Origin of the sequence: Bacillus cereus G9842 (genome assembly GCF_000021305.1) — a bacterium.
GTDB lineage: Bacteria > Bacillota > Bacilli > Bacillales > Bacillaceae_G > Bacillus_A > Bacillus_A thuringiensis_S.
Genome location: NC_011772.1, coordinates 4,042,455 through 4,067,307 on the forward strand (window position 1 = coordinate 4,042,455; position 24,853 = coordinate 4,067,307).

Here is a 24,853-nt window from a genome sequence, read left to right on the forward strand (position 1 = left end):
CTTCATTAATAGTTACCCTAAAGCAGCACACTTCTAGCAAAATTAATATAACAAAAAATATTTATTGAAACATATAATGTAATGTATTCTATGTAATTTGTTAAAGGTTTGTTCTCACAAGCAATATATTTTAGCAACAATACTACTTGTATGATGAGCTGCAGAAGAAGTACCCCGTCCCATTTAAAAGTAAAAAAAGAGAGCAAAAGCTCTCTTTTCCCTTACCTTATTCTTCCCAAACTTTAACTTCTTTCATTACATCGCCTTGACGCATTTTTAATACTGTTTCAATACCGCTTGTTGCTTTACCAAATACAGTATGAACGCCATCTAAATGTGGCTGTGGCTCATGAACAACAAAGAATTGGCTACCGCCTGTGTTACGGCCAGCATGAGCCATAGAAAGTGATCCGACAAGGTGTCTATGAGGGTTTCCATCAGTTTCACATGGAATAGAGTAACCTGGGCCACCTGCACCTGTACCTGTTGGGTCTCCACCTTGGCTTACGAAGCCAGGAATAACACGGTGGAATGTAACACCATCATAAAATCCTTGCTCTGCTAATTTTTTAAAGTTTTCTACTGTTTTCGGTGCTTCTTCTGGGAAAAATTCCAAGTCGATTTTTTCACCGTTTTCCATTAATATGTATCCTAAAGTTTTCATATGTATATGTCTCCTTTCAACTATCTCAGCACTATATTACCACATTCATGACTAGAAACAAAAAGAATCCGACAATCTAGATACTTCTTTTTTGAAATGTGGAAAAAGCTAGGTGACAAATAAGAAATATATACTATAATAACTTTGTTGCCCGAAAATTTTAGAAAGAGAAAGGGAGCGATTTTTCGTGAGAACGAAATTATTAGCTCTGCTATTAGCTGTAACGGTATTTATGATGCCAACAGCTTCATTTGCAGACATCATCGAGGGAGAATCAATTGTTACACTAGGAGAGAACTTATCCGAACAACAAAAACAAGATCTGTTAAAAGAAATGAAAGCACCGAAAGATGCTACAATTATTACTGTATCTAATGCGGAAGAACATAAATTTCTAGAAGGCATTGTTCCAAAAGCACAAATTGGTACGAGAGCAATTTCTTCTTCTATGATTACATACACTAAACCAGGATCTGGTCTTATTGTACGATCAAAGAACATTAACTGGGTAACAGATGCAATGTACACTAACGCTTTGATTACAGCAGGTGTAAAAGATGCAGAAATTCAAATTAACGCACCTTTTAAAGTTTCAGGAACTGCAGCTTTAACTGGATTAATGAAAGCATATGAAACTGCGTCCAATAAACAAATTCCTGAAGAAGTTAAAAAAGTAGCGAATGAAGAAATGGTACAAACAGCCCAGCTTGGTGATAAAATTGGTGAAGAAAAAGCAGTTCAACTTGTTGCAAAAATTAAAGAAGAAATTGCAAAAGAACAGCCAAAAACAACAGAAGATTTACGTTCATTAATTAAAAAAATTGCTGATCAATTAGGCATTACATTAACAGATGAACAGTTAGATAACTTAGTATCGTTATTTGATAAAATGAAAAATCTTAATATCGATTGGAATCAAGTTGGTAGTCAATTAAACAAAGCAAAAGAACACGTTTCTGCCTTTTTAGGATCTGAAGAAGGACAAAGTTTTCTAGATAAAGTGAAAGATTTCTTCTCAAGTATCATTGATTTTGTTAAATCTTTATTCAAGTAAAAAAGAAGCCCGCCAGTGACGGGCTTCTTTTTTATACAAGTAACGGTAATTTCATAACAGCCTCTTCAACCGAACGCACTATATGATTTGCTTTCTCCTTTACATATGGATGGGCATGATGAAGAGTAAATGAATGCGGGGTTACTTCAAACATAGAAATATCATTGAAAGAATCTCCAATACAAGCAACTTCATTTGCTTCAATTTGCAAATGGTCCATTAGTCGCTTTAGAGCACTACCCTTACTCACGCCTCTTGGCATAATATCAACATAGCGTTTACCTGATATAAAAACTTCCGCTTCGCCTTGAAACGTATCTCGTAGCTCTTGATCTAACGTCACAATTTTCTCTTCTTCTCCAAAAACAAACAATTTTGCAGGGTGCACAGTCTTACCAAACTCTTCTTCTAACGCTTCAATTTCAGCGATATGCACACCCATATACGCTTCAAAATTATGGTGTTGTTCATTTTTCCTTTTTGTATATCGCTGCTCATTTGCACAAACAATATCCGCTAGTCCTTTTTTATGTATATATCGATATATTTCCTGGGCAACCGTATTTTCAAAACTCGATTCATGGAATAAATCCCCATCCGGAAGTAACATTGTCGCTCCATTTAAGCCTGTTGTGTAATATGGGAATGAAAACCTTTTTACAACTTCATCAATTCTATGTGTAAAGCGGCCAGAGGCAAAACAAATATTTGTCCCTTTCTCAGCTAACCAACACAGCGCACGTTCATCTTCTTTTTGCATATGATTCACATCGTAAACGAGCGTGTCATCTAAATCACTTACAAATAATTTAATCATGTCCTCTTCCCCTTCCATACACAATATCTACTCTAAGTGTACACAAAAAATGTGTGATTTTTGTTAAAAAACAATAAATTTTTGCTAAAAAAAATAAACGGGTGTATAATCCCGTTTATTTTTGTCTTTTTACATTTTGAGGTCTTACAATACTTGGTCGTACTTTTAAACTAGACATTGTTGGACGGAGTAAAATTTTTGTTAACGCGCCCCAATCAAATGGTAAAAACGGCCATAAATAAGGTGTTTGTAAACTTTTTATAGACGTTAAAAATAAAATTAATATCGTCATACCAATTACAAATCCCATCTCATGGAAGAGACCTGTTAAAATAATAACAAACAATTTCCCAACCTTATTCCCTAATCCTAATTCATAACTCGGTGTTGCATATGCACCAATCATCGAAACCGCTACATACAAAATTACTTCTGGCACAAACAAACCTACATCAATTGCAATTTGACCAATTAATATAGCGGAAATCAACCCTGCTGCAGACGATAACGGCGTTGGAGTATGAATGGCTGCCATCCTTAAAAACTCAAGTCCGACCTCTGCCATTAACACCTGTAATAAAATTGGTAAATGCGTCATCTTAGTCGGTCCAATAAAAGCAAGATTTGCTGGCAAAAGAGTTGGATCAAATACAAACACTAGCCAAAATGGTAATAAAAATAACGAGAATATAACACCTAAAAAGCGCACCCAGCGTAAAAATGTACCGACAGCTGGATTTTGTCTAAATTCTTCCGCATGCTGTAAATGATGAAAATATGTTGTCGGTGTAATCATAGCACTTGGTGATGTGTCAACGAGCACTAACACATGCCCTTCTAGTAGATGATTTGCTGCTACATCTGGCCTTTCTGTATATCGAATAAGTGGGAATGGGTTATAGCTTTGCTTTACAACAAATTCTTCTACTGTTTTATCCGCCATCGTAATTCCATCTACATCGATGTTATTTAATTCTTGTTTTATAATCTTTACTAAGTCTGGATTTGCAACATCTTGAACGTATGTAATACAAATATCCGTTTGTGATCTATCTCCTACTCGAATAATTTCATTTCGAAGACGTGGATCTCGAATTCTTCTACGAATTAATGCTGTATTTACAACGATATTTTCAACAAACCCATCCCTCGCACCGCGTACTACCTTTTCGGTATCTGGTTCTGTCGGTGTTCGCCCTGGATAACTACGAACATCGATCGCGAACGCTTCCGTTTCACCTTCCACAAATATCACAATGAGTCCTGATAATACTTGGAGCATTACCTCATCCATCGTTTTCACTTTGCTTACTTGTTGATGGATTAAGCGATTCTCTAAAAGCTTCACTGTATCTTCTTCTACATCCCTTATCTCATTTGTATCCACCGCTTCTTCTAAAATAGGGATAATATAATTTGTATCACAAAGTCCGTTTACAAATAACACACCAATTTCTTTATTCAAAATTTGAAATTTACGAATGCCAACATCGTATGTAACGCCTAGTCCAACTGTCTGCTTTAAATAATTTTCATTGTCACTTATGAAAGTTGATATAGGGATATCCACCTTTTTAGGCTTCGTCATAAAAACCACTCCTTTCCAAAATTAATTGAATCGCTTTTCTAGTAATAGGTGACCCTCTCTCCCATTCATCATTCCCGCACATTTTACCAATATCACCAACTCCAACAATGACAGGAACATTTAAATCGTCTAAGCAATATATTGTATCTCCACTAATCCTGCCAATTTCACCATCTGGAAGTCCAAATTTATCAACACCGTATTCGGTTAAATTCCCATTCCGATCTACACTTACATCTACACGTGCCCATTCCCAATGATGCGTATTAGACGCTACTGCTAAAATTCCGAGCACATCAATTTGTTTATGGGTAGCCACATATTTTAAAGCCTTCTCACCAGATCCTTCTCCAATAAATCCACTGTCATCAAACATGACAAATACAGGGTCATATGGCGTTTGCATAATAAGCTCAACAACTTTTTTCCCTGTCAATTTGGTTGGATTACTTTGTGATGCTGAAATACACCTTCCCCCAAATTCCTTTGTTAAAAGCTCAATTGTCCGCTTTGCATATTCATCTCCATCTGTGACCAAAACAACCCTTCGTCTCATTTGATTTATCCTTTCGGTTTACATATAAGTGCTATAAAAAACGAAAACAATATCGCTGCGGAAATGCCCGCAGACGTTAAACTAAACATGCCAATACCAATTCCTAAATATCCATGTTTTTCTGCTGCATGCATTGCTCCGTGCAATAGTGAATGTCCAAAACTTGTAATAGGGACTGTTGCTCCAGCACCTGCAAACTTTATTAGTTTATCGTACAATCCAAATCCATCTAAAATTGCTCCGATGACTACAAAAGTTGCCATTAAATGAGCTGGTGTTAACTTTGCGAAATCTAACAATAGTTGCCCAATTACACAAATAGCTCCACCTACAAGAAATGCATATATAAAATCCACAATTCACTCTCCTTTAACTCTTTCAAATACGACACCATGTGCAATTGTTGGAATCGTTTCTTTCTGTTGCATCATCATCGGGCTTAATAATGCGCCAGTGGCAACGACAAAAATTCGTTGTAAATTCCCTTTTTGCATCTCGTGTAATAAATGGCCATATGTGACAACTGCTGAACAAGCGCAACCACTACCACCTGCAAACACTTCTTCTTGACTTGATTCATAAATCATCAATCCGCAATCATTGTATATATGCCCAAGATCGTAACCTTCCTCAAGTAAAAGTTGTTTTGCAATCGGCGTCCCAACAGCTGATAAATCACCCGTAACAATTAAATCATAATCATCGGCACTTCTTCTTAAATCTTCAAAATGCTGTTGAATTGTATGAGCTGCTGCTGGAGCCATCGCTGCCCCCATATCCAAAGGATTTGTGATTCCTAAATCTTGCACTTTTCCGATTGTAGCCGCCGTAATTTTAATCGCACTTTTTTCATTGCTAATTAATATAGATCCTGCACCAGTCACAGTTGAATTTGCTGTCCCTGGCTTTTGCCCACCATACTCTGTTGGATAGCGAAATTGTCTTTCAGCCGTTGCATTATGACTACTTACTGTAGCTAAGACACGATTTGCAAATCCACCGTCTATAAAAGCTGAGCCAACTGCTAAAGTCTCCATAGACGTCGCACAAGCGCTAAACATTCCTAAAAAAGGAATGCCCCACTTACGCGCAACATAATTTGCTGTCACTGTTTGATTTAATAAATCTCCCGCTAAAAAGAAATCAATTTGCGATGTTTTTATATTCCCTTTTTGCACTGCTTGTTGAATTGAGTCTGACATTAATCTTCGTTCGGCGAGCTCCCAATTTTCCTCTCCACAATGCAAGTCATCGTATGAAATATCAAAATCTTTTCCAAGAGGGCCCTCAGCTTCTTTCGGACCGACAGCAGTACCCGTTGCATTCACATATATATCATTTTGAAATACCCACGTTTGTTTTCCGGTCAACCTCATACTAGCCCCTCCTTTAAGACATAAAAACTTTAAAGGTATACCTTATTAACCCAATGATATATGCACCAACAACCCCAAATACAATTACACTTCCTGCCAGTTTAAACATATTTGTAGCAATCCCTAGAACAATCCCTTCACTCTTATGCTCTAAGGCAGCGCTCGCCATAGAATTTGCAAATCCTGTCACCGGCACCGCTGATCCTGCTCCAGCAAATTGACCGATTTTATCATATACACCACATCCTGTTAAAATCGCGGATAATAAAACAAGCGTTGCAACAGTTGGGTTTCCTGCCTCTTGTTCACTGAAGTGAAAATAATGTATATAAAATTTCATCAATACTTCTCCAACTGTACAAATGAGTCCACCTACAAGAAATGCTTTGATACAATTTAGTAAATAGTTTGGCTTTGGATGATACTCCTTCACTTTATTTATGTAATCATCCTTCAATTTCTGACTTGTCATTTATATACTGCCTCCTACTTTACGAAATAAATCCAGTGAAACAACGATCCTATTACTTTCCCAAGTACAATAGCAATGAGTAAAACAACAATCTTCCCCTCTACCCCTACTCGTTTCGCTAAAATAGGTAGAACATTTAACACCTCTGTTAATGCCGCAGCAAGCATTCCAATGAACGTGCCACAAAATATCCCTAATATAACGAGCCAATATTGCGATGTTTGAAATGTAATGTTTTTCAAACTACACCAAGCCCCTGTTAAAGTACCTGCAATGACTGCCCACTCAAAATATTGAATATGCTTTCCACTTCTCGTTAATTGAGCTAAACGGGGGATTATACCAAGTACAGCTAAAAATGCGACATACCCGCTACCTACCGCAATCCCTCCAGCTAAACCAATTAAAATAACAAATCCAGACTCAATCATCGGCAAGTTGTTTCATATTATCCTTGTTTTCATTAACGATTACATATTGATCAAGCGACTGTTGGTATTGAAACATCTCAACTTCTAGCGGACTTGGCTCTTCATTAATTCGCTTTTGAAATACATGATTAAAGAATAAAACCATCCCTAAGCCAAGACCTAAAGAATAAGGAATTTGAAATAAAAGTGGTTGCGCATTAAATTCTCCAGTAATCATGTAATATAACCGTTGATGTACTTGTTGCATACTTACATCTTCATGGAAATAAATGATCGCAAGGGCCGCTCCAATGAAAAGTAACAGCCATACAAGCCCGAAAAAAACTGGATGCGCCTTCTTTTTTTCGTATATAATTTCAACAAGAGTTTGTCCAGAACCGAGTAAATTAATTTGTACATGAGATGCTTTCTGTTGAATAATCTCAATTACTTTCATAACATCAATTACAACATGCGTCTTATCATGCGCTGTTATTTTGTAAACTATCTCATTTTGTAACAACTCAACTACAGAAGAATCTCCGGCAAGTTGAGCAACATCGCCCAGCTTTACTTCATAAGTAGGAGAAACTTTTAAACGATTGCGCATTTTAATATAAATCGTTTGTTCCAACTTTCATTCACCCCTTCACTCTTCCTCGTAGTTGTAGTATGGTTATTGAATTTTTTTCTAATACAATTTTTTCATAAAAAAACATCTGCACCATTTTGGTGCAGATGTTTTTTACTTATGCCTTTTTCTTAAATAAGTTTGCAATACTTAATGCAAGCCCTCCCCAAATGACTACGATTCCAATAACCATCATCATAATCGCTGATCCACTCATTATGAAACACCTCGATCTTTCCATTCTTTTTCAAGTTTGGCAGAGTCCGAATGAATTTGTGCATCCCATTTTTTCAGACCAATGATTATTGCAACTATGAGGAATGCTGCTGCTATCGACCAACCATACGTTACAACAAACTCAGTCGGATAATCTCCATAGTTCTTTTTAATATTTTGGATTGTACCATCAATTAGCATATACCCTAACATAAGCGGAGTAATAACGAGTAAACTCACTCTCCAAAACGTTCCTAATTTAATATCAGATACAAAGTTTGCATGATTTTGATAAACTGGTAAACGACGTAAAATGAGCCCTATCGTAACTACTTCCGCAAGTGCAATTGTAATTAATCCGAAATTATTAGCGAAATAGTCGACAACATCTAAGAACATAAGTCCACCACGTGTTGCAAAAACAAGAGAAACTAACACGAGAAGGGTTCCCATAATTCCAATGGTTTTTTCACGACTTAAACTGAATTTTTCAGATACAGCGGCAAAGCATACTTCCGCAAGTGAAATAAGTGATGTGATTCCAGCAACCGTTAACGATAAGAAAAATAATACACCAAACAACGGTGACATCGGCAACTCATTAATAATTTGCGGAAATACTACGAACGCAAGTCCAATGCCAGCACTTGCTACTTTATCAACCGGTACTCCCATATTATTTGCCATAAATCCAAGAGCTGCAAAGACTCCAATACCTGCTAATAATTCAAATCCTGAGTTTGCGAATCCAGTAATAAAGGCATTATTTGTTGTATCAGAGTTTTTCGGTAAATAACTAGAATACGTAATCATAATTCCAAATGCTAAAGATAAACTAAAGAATATTTGACCATAAGCAGCAAGCCATACTTTCCCATCAAAAATACGACTCCAATCTGGTTTAAAGAATGCATCTAGTCCTTGCATAGCACCTTCCATCGTCACTGCACGAACGACGATAATAAGGAACATAACAACTAATAAAGGAATAAATATACGGTTAACAACTTCGATTCCTTTTTTAACTCCTTTAAATGCAACGCCAAGCACAATAATCCAAACGAGAGCTAACGGAATTAATACTTCCGGTACAAGTCCTCCAAATTGTCCTGGCTTATCTGCAACATGTAAGTACTCTTTAAATAAAAATGATTGCGTGTCTTTTCCCCATGCTCCAGTAATTGCAAAGTATGTATACGATATAGACCAAGCAATAATCACTGCATAATATGTTGAAACAATAAATGTTACGCACATTTGCCACCATCCAATAAATTCGGCACGCGGGCTAATACGGAAAAATGTAAGTGGTGCTGAGCCACGATGACGATGACCAAGAGCAAACTCAAATGCTAACAATGAAATACCCGTCGTTAATAATGCAAATAAGTACGGTAAAAAGAATGCCCCGCCGCCATTTTCATACGCTGTATAAGGAAAACGCCATATGTTTCCTAATCCAACGGCAGATCCGACCGCTGCGAAAATAAATCCAGCTCTCGTTCCCCATTGTTGCCTCGTTTCCATGTTTCCTTCCCCCCTTTATGACAAGTTCATACTTGGATTATATTTTAAATTAACTAAATTATCAATAAATTCTGTTAATTTTTTCGAAAATTAACATCTCTCTCCTATTAACTTCATAAAAAAATCGAATAGACAATTATTCGTCTATTCGATCTTTCATCTGTTTTAATATTTTCTTTTCAAGTCTTGAAACTTGTACTTGCGAAATACCTATGCGCTCTGCTACTTCTGACTGTGTTTGATCTTTATAGTAACGCAAGTATACAATTAAGCGCTCTCGTTCATCTAGTTCTCTAATCGCTTCTTTTAAAGCAATTTTATCGAACCATTTCGTTTCAGATTGATCTGCAATTTGATCTAAAATAGTGATTGGATCACCGTCGTTTTCATATACAGTTTCATGTATAGATGAAGGCGCCCGGCTCGCTTCTTGTGCTAGAACAACTTCCTCTGGCGTTAGTTCTAGCGCCTCTGCCACCTCATTAATCGTTGGAGCCCTTCCGAACTCTTTCGAAAGCTCATCTCTCATCTTTCGAATTTTGTTCCCTGTTTCTTTTAAAGACCTACTAACTTTCACTGATCCATCATCACGTAAAAAACGTTGTATTTCTCCAATAATCATTGGAACTGCATATGTTGAAAATTTCACGTCGAAAGATAAATCAAATTTATCTACCGATTTCAAGAGCCCAATACATCCAATTTGAAATAGATCGTCTGGTTCGTATCCTCGATTAAGAAACCGCTGTACAACCGACCAAACGAGACGCATATTACTTTGAACGATTGTATCTCTCGCCTGTTGATCTCCATCTTGACTTTTTTGAATTAACGCTTTTAGCTCGTGGTCCTTTAACTGAGGTTTCTTCTTCTCATTTTTGACCTCTATGTCCATAGGCTATTCTCCTTAATTGCATAGAGCGTTACTATTTGATAAGTATTTTGTCAAATGGATTGTTGTCCCGAAAGATTCGTTTGAAATAACTTCTACTTCATCCATAAAATTTTCCATGATAGTAAATCCCATTCCGGAACGCTCTAATTCAGGTTTAGTTGTAAAAAGGGGTTGTCTCGCTTCATCTAAGTTAAAGATTCCAATCCCTTCATCTCGAATCGTGAGTTTCACCATTGCTTCTTCCAAAATTACAGAAATATAAACAATACCTTCTGCATTTCCTTCGTATCCATGAATAATTGCATTTGTAACCGCTTCTGACACAACTGTTTTGATCTCCGTTAATTCTTCCATCGTTGGATCTAGTTGTGCAATGAAAGCCGCCACTGTAACGCGAGCGAATGATTCATTTTGACTTAATGCTGAAAATTGAAGGTTCATTTCATTTCTCATCTATGCCACCCCCAACGTCGCGAGCGCGTGCGCTTCACTTTCTTCTAAGCGAACGATTTTGAATAAGCCCGACATTTCAAATAAACGCTTAACAGGCGGTGAAATTGCACAAACAACCATTTCTCCACCTAATCCCTTTACGTGTTTATATCGGCCTAATATAACACCTAGACCAGAACTATCCATAAACGATAAGTTCTCTAGGCTCAAAACAATATGATGAACACCATGTGTCTCAATCATATCTGTTACTTTCGTTCGCAACTCTTCAGCCGTATGATGATCTAATTCACCCTCTAGTCTCACACATAGGACGTCACGTTTTACTTCTAATTGCATGGAAAGACTCACACGATTTCCTCCTTATGCTCAAACTTTACTTATTCACATACATAAAGATTTTCGTGATATAAAATAAGAATCCTTCCTGCTGACAAAAGAAGAACTATTTCGTCATAAAGTGAAACCTTTCAGCATTATTCACTGGCATACGAATAGAAAAGCGGCAAACTATTTGCCGCTATTTTGATGTTGAAAACATCCCAAAACTTCTTTTAAATAACTCCCACCAGCTCGCTGCAGCAACATCTTCTTTTGCTACAATTGTTTGTTTTAATAAAACATCTTTATCTTTTTTAATAACAAGTGTGCCAAGCGCGTCACCTTTTTTAATCGGTGCTTTTACTTTCTTTTCAGCAATTACTTCTTGTTTTACCTTGTCCATACTCTCGCCCTTCTTCATAAGAAGAGAAACATTATCTGACGCAACTAAATCTATTTTTTCTTTTTTCCCTTTTCCTACTTGAACTGTCTTAATTTTTTCGCCGCGCGTATACAATTTCTTTGTCATATATTGTCCAAATGCATAGTCAAGAAGCTTCGTCACTTCGTTGTTCCGTTCTTTTGATGTTGGTGCTCCCATGACAACTGAAATGACACGCATGCCATTTTTTTGAGCCGATGCTGTTAAACAATATTTCGCTTCTGTCGTAAAACCTGTTTTTACTCCATCTACGCCAGGATAAAAACGTACTAGCTTATTCGTATTAACGAGCCAAAACTTTTTATCCGTATCTTCACGTAAATAATCTTCGTACTTACCTGTGTATTTACGAATAAGTGGATACTTCATCAATTCTCTCGCCATTATAGCCATATCATTTGCTGTCGAATAATGGTCTTTGGCCGGAAGACCTGTTGGGTTTTGAAAATGTGTATTTTTCAACCCTAGATCTTTCGCCTTTTTGTTCATCATATTTACAAATCCTTCTTCTGAACCTGCGATATGCTCAGCTACTGCAACAGATGCGTCATTTCCAGATGCAATTGCAATACCCTTTAACATCTCATTTACAGTCATCTCTTCCCCAGGTTCTAAAAAGATTTGCGATCCACCCATTGAAGCTGCATGTTCGCTCGCTCTAACTTTATCGGTCAGTTTTAGTTTTCCTTTTTCAACTTGTTCCATAATTAAAAGCATTGTCATAATCTTTGTCATACTAGCAGGTGGTAATTTTTCATTTGGGTTTTTATCAAATAAAACTTTACCTGTATCTTGCTCAATTACGATTGCTGACGACGCTTGTTCCGCTAACTTCGGCGTTGTTTCTTCTGTTTTCTCCTGCTTCGTTTTCTCAGATTGCGCAAAACTCACTGAAGTTCCAGAAAGCAATAACATGAAACAAACAAGTATTCCAAAAACTCGCTTCATGACTAACCCTCCATTCTATATCAGACCTATTTTTTCCAATTTCTCTTTTTTTAATACCAATTTTTTCTATTATTTTCATTTGACAAATACATTCGTCCCCTATATTGTATTAAGTGTATTACACACAGTAGTACACTTAATACATATGAGGAAGGAGACATTGCTCTTGCATATTCAACTTGACCCAAGAAGCAACACTCCGATATGGGAACAAATTGTTCAAAATATAAAAGAACTCGTATTGAAAAACATGTTGGCTCCAAGTGATAAACTTCCTTCTGTACGCGAGCTCGCTTCTTTACTCGTTATAAATCCAAATACAGTGAGTAAAGCGTATCAAGAGTTAGAGCGACAAGGAATTATTGAAACGTTACGAGGAAAAGGAACATTTGTATCCCAATCGATTACCCCAACATTAGACGAAAGGAAAATCGCTATGGTTGAAAAGCAATTTCATCAATTACTATTAGAAGCCTCTTATCTTGGTATTACGAAAGATAAAATTCATGATTGGATAGATTCATACTATAAAGAGATTGGAGGAAATACGGATGTTGAAAGTGACAAGCTTGAAGAAAACAATTGATAATCAAACAATTTTAGACGATGTTTCTTTCACATTACAAAAAGGTAGTATCGTCGGATTACTTGGAAGAAATGGTGCGGGGAAAACAACTTTATTACGAACGATAGTCGGTATTTTAGACCCAGATGAGGGAACTGTTACATATGAGGATATCGACATTCATAAAAATCCTGAAACGAAACAAAAAATCGTATATGTTCCGGATTCTACTAACATACTGAACGGTTATACAGTAAAAGAAATCGTGAAGTTTTATAAAGCAGTTTATACAGCATTTGATGAACCATATTTCTACGAACTACTAGAACGTTTCAATTTACCAAACAAACGAATTCGTAGTTATTCAAAAGGAATGAAAGCACTGCTTGCCATCATTTTAGCTGTTGCTGCACAGGCAGAATATATTATTTTAGATGAACCAACAAACGGACTTGATCCTATCGTTAAAAGACAGATTTTACAGTTTCTCGTTGGAGAAGTTGCAGAAAAAGAGATTACCATTTTCATATCTACCCATCATTTAGATGAAGTTGAACAAATTGCAGATACAATCATTATTTTAAAAGGACATACTGTATCTTCTATTACATCACTAGACGATGCAAAATCACAATTTGCTAAAATCCAAGTAGCCTATGAACGCTCATTACCTCAAAAACTAGAAAACTTAAGCAATATTAAAATATTAAACCAAACGGGAAAAGTATATACAATCTTAATTGAGGGAAATGTAGCTACAACACTGGAGAAGTTTTATAAAGAGCAACCTATACTCATTGAAGAACTAACAATGTCACTTGAAGATGTCTTCGTTACGACACTGGAGGAGGATGGGTATGTTTCATAAAGCGTTGTGGATGTGGAATTGGAAGCGCGGGAAATATGCTGCGTTACTGTTTTTCTTTAGTTCGCTTTACTTGTTATCTTTTAGCTACTATAAAAGTGCTCAGAGACAACTTGCTGAGTATTACGAATTACAAGAAAAAGGTAAACAGTATTATTATTTTTATGCCTTTTCGCCAGGCGAAGGTAATAGTTTTTGGTTAACTGTTCTTATCATTGCTTTAGCCTGCTTATTGATAGGATGGGAACGTAGCAACCAATCTAATACACTACTTATGACGATGCCTTTTAAAAGAAAAGATGTCTTCTTATCTAAATGGGCTTTCGGTTCCTTTTGTATTGTGAGCTCGTTACTTATAAATTGGATTCTTATGTATGTTATTTATAGAACAACTATTCATTTTGATTATCAATCATTTAGTCCATTTCATCGATACTTTCTTTATGCGATTGTTTCTTATGCAGCAGTATATACAGCTGCACTATGCATCGGTACTTTTACTGGAAGCGTTGTTTCGCAGGTTGTTTTTTGTATTCCTTGGTTACTAATGGGGCTTACATTTATTCCACTAGTGTACACTTTTACGATAAATCACTTAGAAGCTACCGATACTAAAAATTATAAGTTAGATGAACAACTTTACGAAATTAATCAAAAAACAAATATAGTTGCACCAATATATAATTTCACGATTTATTACCATTATGATCCTGAATCACGTAAAAAAGAAAAGAACTCAACTATTTTAAGAGATCCAGCATCTTATCACTATTATTCAGCTAAATCGATGTTAGTCTCTATTTTTTATACAATAGTTTACTTACTACTTGGAACATATTTATATACACGATCACCAAATGAAAACACTCAAAAGATATTTATTTTCCAAAAACATTTACGAATATGGATATGGGGGACAACCATTTACTTTGCATTACTAGGTGGCTATAAACTAAATCAATTTAATTTCTTACTTAACTACTATATTTGTTTGTTTCTCACTGGAATCATTACTTATGTTATATTATCACGCCTAACAAATTATAAAGTTTTTTAAAGGAGAGATCCTATGTTTCAAAAAGCACTATGGCTAAGAACATATCAACAAAGTAAATATGTTGTATGGTTATTTTGGCTCGTCAGCTTCTATACTTTGTCATATTACTACTATATGACTTCTATTCAACAGCAACAATTTCTAAATGACAATAAAAAGTGGAACTATGTATATCATTACAATTTTGATTTAACACTCATAAATCCCGTCACACTGTTAGGTATTGTGCTTATCTTGCTAGCTTGTACGTTAATTGGATGGGAAAGACAAAATAACGCTAGCGACTTGTTATGGTCTATGCCCTTTAAACGTTCACACCTCTATATAACAAAGTGGTTGTTTGGAATCTGTAATATCGCCGCTGTTGTCATTTTAAACTGGGGACTATTTGCTATTATGAAAAAGTTGACTTTTCATAATAAATATCAAGTATTCTCCCCATTCCATAGTTATTTTATATACATGTTAATTGTATTAATCGCTATTTATACACTTGCCTTATGTATAGGAACAATCGCTGGGAATGTTATATCGCAAGGATTTCTCACTGCAGCTCTATTCATGTTCCCAATGTTAATTCCAGCACTTATTTCAGGAGTCATTGCTGTTCACTCGAATATAGATTTTCATGAAAACAATGGAATTATGCACCGTTTTTTGGAAAACATCCGTATTTCTGGTCCAGTAGAAGATTTTCGTATTAGATTTGATTATAATCCACAAAGTGCCTATACCGATTCTGATGAAGTGCGTCATAACGAACCAAACTTTACAAAAATCCCTTCAGCAAAATTATTGATTGCGCCTATTATACATACCATTATTTTATTACCCTTGGGTATATATTTATATGTTCGTTCAGTCAATGAGCGAAACGGTAGCTTCTTACTTTATCCGAATTTACAAAAAATAGTTATAGGCCTTGCTGTTTTCTTTATAGGAATCGTTGCTGGTTTAGTCTTAAGGGGAGATAAATCATTACTTAATTTTTACATTGGATTTTTTGGCGCAAGCACAATGAGCTATTTTCTTCTATCCAAACTATTGAAATGGAAGTTCTCTTGGAACGCTAAATAAACTCATCATTATCACAATTTTGTACTGGAGGGATTACATGTTTCATAAAGCTTTATGGCTCCATCATTACAAACAAAGTAAGTACATTCTTTTACTCTTTGCTTGTAGTAGTTTTTGGTTTTTACCTATTAACTATTTTAGGGATTTACAGGTTAAACCAAACGAAGATGGCTATTTCTTTTATAGTTTAAATGGGGATACTCTTATTATCCCCTTCATTCCAATTTTCATATTACTTGCCTGTTCATTAATCAGTTGGGAAAGACATAATCAAACAGACTATCTGTTATTTGCAATGCCATTCACAAGAAAAGAGCTTTTTCTTTCTAAGTGGCTGTTCGGGACAACCGCAATTATATTCATAATAGGTATTAATGCCATCGTATTGTATTTCATCCTAAAAATTAATCTTTTTAGCCAACACCAATCTTTTGGGCCAATGGGTACATTATTATGTTATGTTACCATTACATGGATGGCAATTTTTACAATAGCTATTTTTATCGGAACAATTGCTGGCAATGTCATTTCGCATAGTATATTAAGCTTAATTTTCATTATATTACCATCTGGAATAGGCATGTTACTGTTTCACTTTTCTTGGATTCACACAAATGTATCTACAACTGAATTTTTCCTTAAAAAAACGAATTATGCATCATATATAGAAAATATTGAAGTTTTCGCACCTACTAATAATACTTATATATCTTATACATTTAATCCCAAAGTAAAAGAAGATGGCAATAATAATTCAAAAGAATCCGTTAAGGAGCACCATCAATTCATGCCCATCTGGAAGATTTCCACACCGATTCTTTATATTCTCATTCTTTTACCATTAGGAGTATTTTTATATGATCGAACTCCAAATGAAAATAGCGGTAAAATATTATTATTCACTAAACTACATGTTTTATTTATACCATGTGCCACAATATGTTTTGCCTTATTAGGAGGTCGGATAACAGGTGGAAAAAATGATCCTCTATTAAATTATTACACCGGATTCATAATAATAGGATTATTTAGCTATGTAATACTTAACTATTTGGTCAATAAAAAGTTTTTACTTCATACGAAATAACCTCCTCTTAAAGAGGAGGTTATTTCACATTCTCTCTCCTATCCCCATACACCATCTCTTCTTTCATCCCAAATCCATCACCATTTTGCACAATTTGCTCTGTCGGTGCAACTACACTTTCGGCAATTTTCCATTCCCCACGCTCTTTTACAAATACTTGTAGAAAATAGTTCATACCATCTAATTGATATGCATTTTCTTTTTTCACATTATAGTGAATCGCAATGTAGTACACTTGAATGTTTTCTTTCCCTATTTTTGATACGTATTGCGATAGTCTCGGTATATAAAGTGCTGCTTTCTGAAAAGATAGTTGCTTCGCTTTAACAAACGATGAACTTGTTACATTACGTAATGTGTCCCGATTACGAATATTATCGCTATGGTGAAATAATACTGCGTTTTGCATAGAACGAACCCATAATTTCGAATATAAAACTGTATTATCAGTTTCAATGTACTTCACTTCTTTTCGCACCACTTGGATAGGCGTATCTGCGTACGTGAATGTTTTAAAATAGAAAAAAACTACCAAATAAAATGGTAAGTGCAGCAATATATTTCATAATCTTTCCTCCGATCTTTTAATTAAAGTATCGGAGTTTCAAAATATTTTTATTCAAAAGAAAAAGGATAGGAATGCTTTCGCTTCCTATCCTCATTTATTATAATACGCGGCCAAATAGTTCTAAGACCATTTCTATTTCTTGGTCGCTCCAACCTTTAAATCTCTCTTTATAATATTCTTTACGCACAGCTTCAAGTTTTTCAGTTACTTCTCTTCCGTGCTCTGTAATTTCTAAGTACACGATACGACGATCTGAATTAGAACGTTTTCTTTCTACTAATCCTTTTCGTACAAGTCGATCTGTAACAGCTGTAATATGACTGGAGGTTACGTTTACTTCACTCGCAATTTGCGAAGCCATCTGTGGACTGTTTAAAAATAACGCACGTAATACAGAAAATTCATTATATGGCATATGTTCTGCAAAACGTGTATTAATATCATTTTGTAATAAACGTATCATTTTTCGAAATGATGCAGATAAATCTAAAATCAGCGTTTCTCTTTTTTCGTTCAATAGCCTCGTCCCTTTTTTATCATATTTACACATATTATAATCTATAAATACCTATATTGTATATGATTTCTTTCCTCAACATTCTCATTTATGTAACTTTTTTCATATAAATTTCTTTTTTGTTCACACATATACATATAAAAAGGATGGTGATGGAAAATGCAGGGTGGAATAAATCCTTATTTACACAACGTACGCACAGCTAATACTGGTAAAGAAGCTACTATTACTGTACAAGGCGAAGGCGTTGTCAAAGCAAAACCAAACGTTGTTATATTAACGCTTGGCATTCGAACTGATAGTAAAAATGTAAAACAAGCGCAGGAAGAAAATGCAGTACAATCAAAACAATTACTGGATGCACTTAAACAGCTTGGTATTGCCGATAAAGATATAGAAACGATTTCTTATACGATCACTCCTCAATACGAATATGTAAATGATAAAGCATTGCTCCAAGGATACCGTGTGGAGCATTTGTATGAAATTACCGTTTTAAATGTACAAAAAGCTGGGGAAGTATATGATATAGCCGTATCAAATGGCGCAAATGTAGCAAAAGGTTTACGTTTCCGAGTATCTCATCCAAATAAATATTATGAGAAGGCTCTCATTCAAGCTCTGCACCAGGCAGTAGAAAAAGCTCGTGCTATTGCGAGTACATATAATCTAAATATTAATCCTGTTCCCCTCTCATTCGTTGAAGAATCTGCCCAATTACCACGGGAGGTTACGTCTTATGCTACTTTACATGCACAAGCAGCCCCGCCCATTCAATCTGGTGAATTAGAAATCATTTCATCCATACGGGCTATTTTTACGTATTTATAACGAATTCTCTTTACAAGTAAACGTTATCATTTTACTTGTTGTAAAAACATGATGTTCTGATATAATAAAGGACGGTGAGCTCTTACAAAAGAGATATCACGGGTGGGAGAGGGATATGAAAAAGAAGGTTTAACATGAAAGGAATACTTGAAAGAACATTTAAATTAGGTTTACACGAAACATCACCAAAACAAGAAGTTTTAGCTGGAGTTACGTCATTTTTCACAATCGTATATATTATGATTGTAAATGCGTCCATCTTATCAGATGCTGGCATTCCTCTTGAAGCTGGAATTTTAGCAACTGTTTTTAGTTCATTTGTCGGATGTCTACTCATGGCATTTTGGGCAAATGCACCTGCTATTCTTGTCCCTGGTATGGGTGTAAATGCATTCTTCACGTACACAGCTGTGCATACGCTTGGACTAACTTGGCAAGAAGCATTAGCTGCTGTCTTTATCTCTGGTATTATTTTTGCAATTGCCGCTTTTACACCAATCGCTCGCGTGCTATCAGTATCAATTCCAAAGTCATTAAAGGAAGCGATTACTGTCGGCATTGGATTATTTTTAGCGTTTATCGGATTGCAAAAAGGTGGTTTAGTCGTTTCGAACCCAAATACTGCTGTGGCAATGGGGAAATTAAGTAATCCTGTCGTTCTTGCGACATTACTTACTCTTATCATTGCACTTGTATTATTTATTCGTAACGTACGTGGAAACTTTTTATGGACGATTGCAATAGGAACTGGTATCTCATGGTTATTTGGTCTTGTGGATACGAGTCAAATGGGAAATAGTTCATTCTCATTCGCTAATTACGGTGATGTGTTTGGAGCTATGTCATTTGGGAAACTTTCTTCCTTACCATTTTGGATTGCAACATTCTCTTTAAGCATGGTGCTTATTTTTGAGAACATGGGACTTCTGCACGGTTTATTAGAAGATGATCGTAAATTCCCACGTGCTTACCAAGCCAATGCAATTTCAGCAATGACATGTGGTCTATTTGGCACAAGCCCTACCGTTTCAACAGTAGAAAGTGCCGCAGGTATTACTGCAGGTGGTAAGACAGGTCTGACGTCTATCGTTACTGGGTTGCTATTCTTTGCATCACTGTTTGCTCTTCCATTTGTCAAATTAATTCCTGATAGTGCCATTGCACCAATCTTAATTATTATTGGCGGTCTGATGATTACAAGCATTCAACAAATTCCTCTGAACGACTTTTCAGAAGGATTTCCAGCATTCTTAATTATCGTTATGATCCCGCTCACATATAGTATCGCTGATGGCATTGCGTTCGGATTTATTGCTTACCCTATCTTAAAAGTTGCTCTTGGAAAGCGTAAAGAAGTCGCACCATCTATGTATATCATTACATGCTTATTCTTAGCTATGTTTGTATTACATGCTATTGGTTAAGAAAAAACACCGAGGAAATCCTCGGTGTTTTTTACTTAAACCATCCTTTTTTATAAAACCATGCCATCATTCCGCCGCCAATTAATGCCATTAGAAGAAGACAAATAAAATAACTATATTGTCCACCAAGCTCTGGCATATGCGTAAAGTTCATTCCATATACTCCCGCAATAAATGTTAATGGCATGAAAATAGTCGAGAATACAGTTAATGTTTTCATAATGTTATTCATATGATGTGAGTTTAATGAAAAATAACTATCCCGAATATCCGCCGTTAACTCTCGACTTGCCTCAATCATTTCCGTAAGTTTAAGTAAATGATCATGTATATCTTTAAAATAAATCTCATGATCACTTATACCGTAAAAACGAGTGGAATTCAAAATACGATACAATAAATCACGCATTGGAATAATTGTACGTCTTAACTTAGATAAATCTGCCCTAATATCAAATACTTCTTCTAGCACGGCTCCTGCTGTCTCACCTGTTAAATTATCATCAATCGCATTTAAATGATCTTCAATGTAATATACAGGTGCGAAATAATCATCTACAATTTGATCAGTGATTGTATGTGCTACATGTAAAGGTCCTTTCTTAATCCGCCTCTTCTCACCAAGTGTTTTCCATACTCTTTCAATTGCATTATTATGAGAAAAATGGAAAGAAACAATATAGCGATCACTAACAAACAAATCAATTTCATGTGGTTCTAGCCCATCTTCTCCAAACGCGTGAAGAACTAAAAAGTTATATCCATCATAAAAATCAACTTTTGGCCTTTGTACATATTCTAGACAGTCTTCAATTGCAAGGGGATGGAACTTAAAATGGTCTTGCAGAATATATGTATACTCTTCTTTCGTTGGCTTATATAAATCTAGCCAATACCATACAATATGGTCTTTCTTTGTTTCTTCTAGAGAAACATCATATAATACTTCATCTGTTTTTGTTACTGCACAAATTCTAATCATAATTTCACCCATTATTATTATAAACAAAAAATAGTAAAAAAAGCCAAGGAGAAATCTCCTCAGCTTTTTTTTATTACTTCGTTACGATACCGTGTACTAAAGTTGGTGCATCTACGTGTTCTTTAGAGATCTTCATGTTCTCATAAATTTTCGCTTTTACATCTTCAACATTTTCGCGGTTCGCGTAAATTGTAACAAGGGATTCACCTTGCTTCACGCTATCGCCTACTTTTTTGCGCAGCATTAGACCAACTGCTAAATCAATTTCTGACTCTTTCGTTGCACGTCCTGCTCCTAAAAGCATTGCTGCTGTTCCGATTTCGTCTGCAACGATTTCTGATACATATCCGTCTTCTTTCGCTTCCACTTCAATTTTAAATTGTGCTTGTGGCAATTTAGAAGGGTCATCAACAACAGATGCGTCGCCGCCTTGCGCTGATAAGAACGTTTTAAATGATTCTAGCGCTTTTCCGTTGTTCATTACTTCAATTAGCTTTTCACGTGCATCTTCTAAAGATGAAGCTTGTCCAGCAAGGTACACCATTTGGCTTCCAAGTGTTAAACATAGCTCTTCTAAATCTTTTGGCCCTTTACCTTGTAATGTATCAATTGCTTCTTGTACTTCTAGTGCGTTACCGATAGCTTCACCGAGTGGTTGACTCATATCAGAAATAACTGCCATCGTATTACGACCAACGTTATTACCGATGCGTACCATTGCTTCTGCTAAACGTTTTGCATCTTCATCCGTTTTCATAAATGCACCTGCTCCAGTTTTTACATCAAGAACAATTGCATCTGCACCAGCAGCAATTTTTTTACTCATAATCGAACTTGCAATAAGCGGAATTGAGTTTACTGTTGCTGTTACATCACGAAGTGCATATAACTTTTTATCAGCAGGTGTTAAGTTACCACTTTGGCCGATAACAGCGATTTTGTTTTCATTTACAAGTCGCATGAATTCATCGTTTTCAATTTCCACATGGAATCCTGGAACTGCTTCTAATTTATCAATTGTACCACCAGTATGTCCTAAACCGCGTCCAGACATTTTCGCTACTGGTACGTCTAAAGCAGCTACTAATGGACCTAATACAAGTGTTGTTGTATCACCAACACCACCTGTCGAATGCTTATCTACTTTTACACCTTCAATAGCTGATAAGTCAATTGTATCGCCGCTATTTACCATTGCCATCGTTAAATCAGCACGCTCTTGGTCGTTCATATCTTGGAAGAAAATTGCCATTGCAAGTGAACTTACTTGATAATCAGGAATATCACCATTTGTATATCCTTCAACAATAAAGTTAATTTCTTCTGTCGTTAATGCATGTCCGTCACGTTTTTTTGCAATTAGGTCCACCATTCTCATTGTGAAGTCACCCCTTCATTTGTTTTACGATTGCTTTTACTAATGCTAAGAAGTTAGCTTTAACACGTTCTGTCGTTTCAATTACTTCATCGTGATGAAGTGGCTGATCTAAAATACCAGCTGCCATATTTGAAATACAAGAAATACCTAATACTTTCATTCCAGCATGACGTGCTACAATTACTTCAGGTACTGTTGACATACCAACTGCATCTCCGCCAAGTGTACGAAGCATACGAATTTCAGCAGGTGTTTCATATACAGGACCTGTCATTCCAACGTATACACCTTCTTGTACTTTAATATTTAAGTCTGCTGCAACTTGTTTCGCCATTTCACGAAGTTCTACTGTATATGATGTAGACATATCAGGGAAACGTACGCCCATTTCAGAATCATTTGGTCCGATTAATGGATTCGTACCCATGAAGTTAATGTGGTCTGAAATTAACATAAGATCGCCTGGCTCGAATGATGTATTTACACCACCAGCTGCGTTTGTTACAACAACCGTTTCTACACCTAGTTCTTTCATAACACGAACTGGGAATGTTACTTTTTGCATGTCGTATCCTTCATAGAAGTGGAAACGTCCTTGCATTGCTACTACTGTTACACCTTGAAGTGTGCCAAATACTAGTTGACCTGCATGGCCTTCTACAGTTGATACTGGGAACTCAGGGATTTCACTGTAAGGTACTGTTACTGCGTTCTCAATTTCGTCTGCTAATACACCAAGTCCTGATCCAAGGATTAGTCCTACTTGTGGTGTCTCTTGAAATTTCTCTTTTAAGTATGAAGCTGATTTTGTAATAAGTTCACGATTCATTTGTTTATCCCCCTATTTCTTTAGCTCGTTTAAGAAGCTTGTTCCGTATTCTGGCATTTTCACACCGAAGTTTTCTGCTACTGTTGCACCAATATCAGCAAATGTTTGACGAAGTGGTAACTCTTGTCCGCCTTCTTTCATACTTGGGCTATATGCTAATAATGGTACATATTCACGTGTATGGTCAGTACCAGGGTGAATTGGATCATTACCGTGGTCTGCTGTAATTAATAATAGATCATCTTCTTGTAGTTTTGCGAATACTTCTGGAAGACGTGCATCATATTCTTGCAGAGCCTCTCCGTATCCTTGTGGATCACGGCGGTGGCCGAATAATGCATCAAAGTCAACTAAGTTTAAGAAGCTAAGACCTGTAAAGTCCATATTTAATGTATCTACAAGCTTATCCATTCCATCCATGTTAGACTTCGTACGAAGTGATTCCGTTACCCCTTCACCATCATAGATGTCAGAGATTTTACCGATAGCAATTACATCGTAGTCACTATCTTTTAATTCATTCATTACTGTACGGCCGAATGGTTTTAATGCATAATCATGACGGTTTGGTGTACGTGTAAAGTTTCCAGGTTCACCAACGAATGGACGAGCAATAACACGACCTACCATGTATTTCTCATCTAATGTTAATTCACGTGCAATTTTACAGATTTTATATAACTCATCAAGTGGCACTACTTCTTCGTGTGCTGCAATTTGCAATACGCTATCAGCAGAAGTATAAACGATTAAAGAGCCGGTTTCCATTTGCTCTTGGCCAAGTTCATCAAGAATTTCAGTTCCAGAAGCTGGCTTATTACCGATAATTTTACGGCCTGTTTTTTCTTCTAATTCATCAAGTAATTCTTTCGGGAATCCTTCCGGGAACACTTGGAATGGTGTATCAATGTAAAGGCCCATGATTTCCCAGTGACCTGTCATTGTATCTTTACCAGTAGATTTCTCTTGCATTTTTGTGTAATATCCAAGTGGTTTCTCTACTTTAGAGATACCTTTCATTTCACGAATGTTACCAAGACCCAATTTCACCATGTTAGGCATTTGTAAACCATTCATATGTTCAGCAATGTGACCAATTGTGTCAGATCCCAAATCACCAAATTGCTCAGCATCTGGTGCTTCACCGATTCCCACAGAGTCCATTACGACTAGGAATATACGTTTATATTTATTCATAACTGCGACCTCCTATAAGTTCAGTTCTACTTCTTGTAGTATGTTCAAAACGCTATAAAGTGAAACTGTTATCCATAAGAATTCTCATTGTCAAACAGTACTTCTT

The 24,853-nt window shown here is 36.0% G+C and carries 28 protein-coding genes and 1 pseudogene; 8 read left to right on the plus strand and 21 right to left on the minus strand.

Annotated elements, in window-relative coordinates; genetic code table 11:
• Window positions 1–226: 226 nt before the first annotated feature.
• Window positions 227–664 (minus strand): peptidylprolyl isomerase, encoded by a 438-nt coding sequence (locus BCG9842_RS20230; RefSeq protein WP_000853784.1) that lies wholly within the window; start codon window positions 662–664, stop codon window positions 227–229.
• Between the two features lie 187 nt (window positions 665–851).
• Between BCG9842_RS20230 and BCG9842_RS20235 the strand changes: the two genes are divergently transcribed.
• Entirely contained in the window at window positions 852–1,718 is an 867-nt protein-coding gene (locus BCG9842_RS20235) for a DUF1002 domain-containing protein (RefSeq protein WP_001259343.1), read from the plus strand.
• A gap of 31 nt (window positions 1,719–1,749) precedes the next feature.
• Here BCG9842_RS20235 and BCG9842_RS20240 read toward each other — a convergent pair whose 3' ends face one another.
• The 14 genes from BCG9842_RS20240 to dacF form a co-directional block, all read right to left on the minus strand.
• Window positions 1,750–2,553 carry a Cof-type HAD-IIB family hydrolase gene (locus BCG9842_RS20240; protein ID WP_002082221.1) on the minus strand — a complete coding sequence of 268 codons (804 nt, stop codon included), beginning with the start codon at window positions 2,551–2,553 and terminating at the stop codon, window positions 1,750–1,752.
• A 97-nt stretch (window positions 2,554–2,650) separates the two neighbouring features.
• Complete coding sequence (spoVAF, locus tag BCG9842_RS20245) at window positions 2,651–4,123, minus strand: spore germination protein SpoVAF (protein ID WP_000165593.1); 1,473 nt, start codon at window positions 4,121–4,123, stop codon at window positions 2,651–2,653.
• Window positions 4,110–4,679: a stage V sporulation protein AE gene (locus BCG9842_RS20250; RefSeq protein ID WP_001254416.1), complete on the minus strand. Its 570-nt coding sequence runs from the start codon at window positions 4,677–4,679 to the stop codon at window positions 4,110–4,112. Before BCG9842_RS20250 ends, spoVAF begins: the two co-directional genes overlap by 14 nt.
• Window positions 4,680–4,684: 5 nt before the next feature.
• Complete coding sequence (spoVAE, locus tag BCG9842_RS20255; protein ID WP_000345907.1) at window positions 4,685–5,035, minus strand: stage V sporulation protein AE; 351 nt, start codon at window positions 5,033–5,035, stop codon at window positions 4,685–4,687.
• Window positions 5,036–5,038: 3 nt separating this feature from the next.
• Complete coding sequence (gene spoVAD, locus BCG9842_RS20260; protein WP_001241139.1) at window positions 5,039–6,055, minus strand: stage V sporulation protein AD; 1,017 nt, start codon at window positions 6,053–6,055, stop codon at window positions 5,039–5,041.
• A 13-nt stretch (window positions 6,056–6,068) separates the two neighbouring features.
• Window positions 6,069–6,527 carry a stage V sporulation protein AC gene (gene spoVAC, locus BCG9842_RS20265; RefSeq protein ID WP_000203809.1) on the minus strand — a complete coding sequence of 153 codons (459 nt, stop codon included), beginning with the start codon at window positions 6,525–6,527 and terminating at the stop codon, window positions 6,069–6,071.
• A 14-nt stretch (window positions 6,528–6,541) separates the two neighbouring features.
• Complete coding sequence (gene spoVAB / locus BCG9842_RS20270) at window positions 6,542–6,958, minus strand: stage V sporulation protein SpoVAB (protein ID WP_000572938.1); 417 nt, start codon at window positions 6,956–6,958, stop codon at window positions 6,542–6,544.
• A complete protein-coding gene (locus BCG9842_RS20275) occupies window positions 6,951–7,571 on the minus strand; it encodes a stage V sporulation protein AA (protein ID WP_000438368.1) in 621 nt (206 codons plus the stop codon). Before BCG9842_RS20275 ends, spoVAB begins: the two co-directional genes overlap by 8 nt.
• Window positions 7,572–7,686: 115 nt before the next feature.
• Entirely contained in the window at window positions 7,687–7,785 is a 99-nt protein-coding gene (locus BCG9842_RS20280; RefSeq protein WP_000016826.1) for a methionine/alanine import family NSS transporter small subunit, read from the minus strand.
• Window positions 7,785–9,311: a sodium-dependent transporter gene (locus BCG9842_RS20285; protein ID WP_000450082.1), complete on the minus strand. Its 1,527-nt coding sequence runs from the start codon at window positions 9,309–9,311 to the stop codon at window positions 7,785–7,787. The genes BCG9842_RS20280 and BCG9842_RS20285 overlap by 1 nt, the downstream gene beginning before the upstream one ends.
• 136 nt (window positions 9,312–9,447) lie before the next feature.
• Entirely contained in the window at window positions 9,448–10,206 is a 759-nt protein-coding gene (sigF, locus tag BCG9842_RS20290) for an RNA polymerase sporulation sigma factor SigF (protein WP_000350729.1), read from the minus strand.
• 12 nt (window positions 10,207–10,218) lie between these two features.
• Complete coding sequence (spoIIAB, locus tag BCG9842_RS20295; RefSeq protein ID WP_001243398.1) at window positions 10,219–10,659, minus strand: anti-sigma F factor; 441 nt, start codon at window positions 10,657–10,659, stop codon at window positions 10,219–10,221.
• Entirely contained in the window at window positions 10,660–11,010 is a 351-nt protein-coding gene (spoIIAA, locus tag BCG9842_RS20300; RefSeq protein WP_000059135.1) for an anti-sigma F factor antagonist, read from the minus strand.
• Window positions 11,011–11,179: 169 nt separating this feature from the next.
• Window positions 11,180–12,370, minus strand: coding sequence for a serine-type D-Ala-D-Ala carboxypeptidase DacF (dacF, locus tag BCG9842_RS20305; RefSeq protein ID WP_000832002.1), 1,191 nt, complete (start codon window positions 12,368–12,370; stop codon window positions 11,180–11,182).
• Window positions 12,371–12,536: 166 nt separating this feature from the next.
• On the opposite strand from dacF, the gene BCG9842_RS20310 reads away from it, so the two are divergent.
• From BCG9842_RS20310 to BCG9842_RS20330, 5 genes are read left to right on the plus strand one after another with little or no spacing between them, the layout of a single operon-like run.
• Window positions 12,537–12,956, plus strand: coding sequence for a GntR family transcriptional regulator (locus BCG9842_RS20310; RefSeq protein WP_000548027.1), 420 nt, complete (start codon window positions 12,537–12,539; stop codon window positions 12,954–12,956).
• Window positions 12,922–13,803, plus strand: coding sequence for an ABC transporter ATP-binding protein (locus BCG9842_RS20315; RefSeq protein ID WP_000922124.1), 882 nt, complete (start codon window positions 12,922–12,924; stop codon window positions 13,801–13,803). The genes BCG9842_RS20310 and BCG9842_RS20315 overlap by 35 nt, the downstream gene beginning before the upstream one ends.
• Complete coding sequence (locus BCG9842_RS20320; RefSeq protein ID WP_000468519.1) at window positions 13,793–14,857, plus strand: ABC transporter permease; 1,065 nt, start codon at window positions 13,793–13,795, stop codon at window positions 14,855–14,857. Before BCG9842_RS20315 ends, BCG9842_RS20320 begins: the two co-directional genes overlap by 11 nt.
• A gap of 12 nt (window positions 14,858–14,869) precedes the next feature.
• Window positions 14,870–15,934 (plus strand): ABC transporter permease subunit, encoded by a 1,065-nt coding sequence (locus BCG9842_RS20325; protein ID WP_000486555.1) that lies wholly within the window; start codon window positions 14,870–14,872, stop codon window positions 15,932–15,934.
• A 37-nt stretch (window positions 15,935–15,971) separates the two neighbouring features.
• On the plus strand, window positions 15,972–17,021 hold the full coding sequence (locus BCG9842_RS20330; RefSeq protein ID WP_000468504.1) for an ABC-2 transporter permease: 1,050 nt from the start codon (window positions 15,972–15,974) through the stop codon (window positions 17,019–17,021).
• Window positions 17,022–17,040: 19 nt separating this feature from the next.
• On the opposite strand, the pseudogene BCG9842_RS20335 reads toward BCG9842_RS20330, so the two are convergent.
• Both BCG9842_RS20335 and BCG9842_RS20340 read right to left on the minus strand, forming a co-directional pair.
• A pseudogene (locus tag BCG9842_RS20335) lies at window positions 17,041–17,587 on the minus strand (hypothetical protein).
• Window positions 17,588–17,686: 99 nt separating this feature from the next.
• The gene (locus BCG9842_RS20340; RefSeq protein WP_001003307.1) at window positions 17,687–18,106 is read right to left on the minus strand and encodes a MarR family winged helix-turn-helix transcriptional regulator; all 420 of its coding nucleotides are present in this window, start codon (window positions 18,104–18,106) and stop codon (window positions 17,687–17,689) included.
• A 159-nt stretch (window positions 18,107–18,265) separates the two neighbouring features.
• On the opposite strand from BCG9842_RS20340, the gene BCG9842_RS20345 reads away from it, so the two are divergent.
• Together BCG9842_RS20345 and BCG9842_RS20350 are read left to right on the plus strand one after the other, a co-directional pair.
• Complete coding sequence (locus tag BCG9842_RS20345) at window positions 18,266–18,937, plus strand: SIMPL domain-containing protein (RefSeq protein WP_001161431.1); 672 nt, start codon at window positions 18,266–18,268, stop codon at window positions 18,935–18,937.
• 134 nt (window positions 18,938–19,071) lie between these two features.
• Complete coding sequence (locus BCG9842_RS20350; RefSeq protein WP_000676243.1) at window positions 19,072–20,361, plus strand: NCS2 family permease; 1,290 nt, start codon at window positions 19,072–19,074, stop codon at window positions 20,359–20,361.
• Between the two features lie 31 nt (window positions 20,362–20,392).
• Here BCG9842_RS20350 and corA read toward each other — a convergent pair whose 3' ends face one another.
• The 4 genes from corA to deoB form a co-directional block, all read right to left on the minus strand.
• Window positions 20,393–21,355: a magnesium/cobalt transporter CorA gene (gene corA, locus BCG9842_RS20355; protein ID WP_002026281.1), complete on the minus strand. Its 963-nt coding sequence runs from the start codon at window positions 21,353–21,355 to the stop codon at window positions 20,393–20,395.
• A 61-nt stretch (window positions 21,356–21,416) separates the two neighbouring features.
• The gene (locus tag BCG9842_RS20360) at window positions 21,417–22,721 is read right to left on the minus strand and encodes a pyrimidine-nucleoside phosphorylase (protein WP_001243069.1); all 1,305 of its coding nucleotides are present in this window, start codon (window positions 22,719–22,721) and stop codon (window positions 21,417–21,419) included.
• 7 nt (window positions 22,722–22,728) lie between these two features.
• Window positions 22,729–23,550 carry a purine-nucleoside phosphorylase gene (locus BCG9842_RS20365; RefSeq protein WP_001078446.1) on the minus strand — a complete coding sequence of 274 codons (822 nt, stop codon included), beginning with the start codon at window positions 23,548–23,550 and terminating at the stop codon, window positions 22,729–22,731.
• Between the two features lie 12 nt (window positions 23,551–23,562).
• Complete coding sequence (gene deoB, locus BCG9842_RS20370) at window positions 23,563–24,747, minus strand: phosphopentomutase (RefSeq protein WP_001046081.1); 1,185 nt, start codon at window positions 24,745–24,747, stop codon at window positions 23,563–23,565.
• Window positions 24,748–24,853 lie beyond the last annotated feature (106 nt).